General features: G+C 29.0%; 2 pseudogenes. One reads left to right on the plus strand and one right to left on the minus strand.

Features of this window, described 5'->3' with window-relative positions:
• Window positions 1-274 (plus strand): annotated as a pseudogene (locus tag ABZA26_RS13965) (hypothetical protein); the annotation flags it as partial.
• Between the two features lie 91 nt (window positions 275-365).
• On the opposite strand, the pseudogene ABZA26_RS13970 reads toward ABZA26_RS13965, so the two are convergent.
• A pseudogene (locus ABZA26_RS13970) lies at window positions 366-1,774 on the minus strand (IS1182 family transposase).
• Window positions 1,775-1,934: the final 160 nt, after the last annotated feature.

A 1,934-nucleotide genomic window follows, 5' to 3' on the forward strand; every position in this document is an offset into this window, starting at 1 on the left:
AGTTCCTTATACGATTTCATTTAGTAAAGTAATAGTAGAACTCATCCCTCAAATGGGAAAAGATATCGCTCCCCTGTGGTGGGCACTTTCTATGGGTGTCTGTTTCGGTGGTAATATGACATTGGTGGGAGCTGCTGCAAACATTGTAGGAGCTAATATAGCAAAAAAAGCAGGAAAGGAGATAGGGTTTTTTCATTTCTTTAAATTTGGAATAATCATTACACTTCAATCTCTTATCTTAAGCATTGTATATCTGTTGGTGAGATATTTTTAAAATATAACCACTAAAAAAGCCCCATAAATATGGGGCTTTCAGAGTGTAGACAAGCAGATTTGATAAAATTTATTTTTATTAAATTTGCTTTTTATATTGTAATTTTTTTTTTAGAGATTTTAAAAAAAGTGTTAAATATTTTAAAAATAGACAAAAGAAATCCATTTTTGGACTTCCAAAGCGCAAGTTTTTTTAAATTCATGCAAGCAAAAATAAGGTTTAGCTCCATTTTGATTTTAGCTAATCCTTTCAATTGTGTATATCTCATTCTATGATTTTCTTTTGCATCAGCAAAAACGCGTTCTATAGTTTCTTTACGTAGGTTATAAATAGCCTTAGAACCAGTTGTGTGTCTAATATCTTCAACTTTTTCCATATATTCTTCCCAAACGTGCCTGGTTACTACTTTCGTTGAATTCTTGCTTTCGGTACATTTAACAGAATACAAACAATTTTCACATATTCTAGGATTACTTTTATATTCTTTATATCCATTTCTATTTGTTGTTGAATACTTTAATATTTGATCTCTAGGGCAAAGATAGCAATCATTTTGTTCATCGTAAACATAATCATATTTTTTATAGAAACCTTTTTTACTCATTGGTCTTTTATATGGCATAATTGGAGTTTTATTATCTTTAATTAATAATCTAGCAATCGCTGGAATTTTATAGCCTGCATCAAGAACATAATTTTTAATATTTGGAAATTGGGTGTTTAATTTGGAATATAAAATAGGAAAGCTTGTTGAATCATGAGTGTTTCCGCGGGTTACATGAAAATTGAGAATAAACCCATTTTTATCGCATGCGGTATTAGAAGAGTATGCAAAGACTATTTTGTGTTCCCCTTTATGAAAGATCCCACAGTCAGGGTCTGTAGTACTTATTTTTGTATTTTTAAGTTCATGATTTTCATCAAAATTTAGTTTTTTTTTCCATGAATTTCTCGATCATTTAATATTTCTTTTTGAAGTTCATCTTGATAAAATCTAGCTGTTTTTTCAACTAGTTCATTTTTACTTTTTTTATTATTGGCGCAAGCTTTTATATGAGTTCCATCAATGAAAACTGAAGTGTCATCAAAAAAATTAAGACTAATAATTTCATTAATAATTTTAGAGAAAATAGTTTCAAAAATATTTGAATCCTTGAAACGTCGAGAATAATTTTTACCAAAAGTTGAAAAATGAGGAATAGGTTCGTTAATTTGATATCCAAGATACCATCTGTAAGCAATATTCACGTCAATTTCTTTAATAGTCTGACGCATAGATTTAATTCCGAAGATATATTGAATGATTATTATTTTAAAAAGGACAACTGGATCAACACTTTCTCTTCCATAAGGACTATATAGATGTTTAACTTCATCATAGATAAAGGATAAATCAATTGCATTTTCAATTTTTCTAATAATATGATTTTTAGGAACAAGTTCATTTAGAGAGAATGTTGTAGAAACTGTTCTTTTATTTAACTTTCTAACTTTCATCATAATTAATCGCCTCCTAATTAGAGGATACCTAAAAAATCTAAAAAAACCAAAAAAAAAGACTGTAGAACCTTTTGTCTACAGTCTGAGGTGAAATTAATAATTTCATCTTCTTTTAATTTTGTAAGAAATGGTGACCCTGACGCGATTCGAACGCATGGCC

The organism is Ilyobacter sp., assembly GCF_041583315.1.
GTDB lineage: Bacteria > Fusobacteriota > Fusobacteriia > Fusobacteriales > Fusobacteriaceae > Ilyobacter.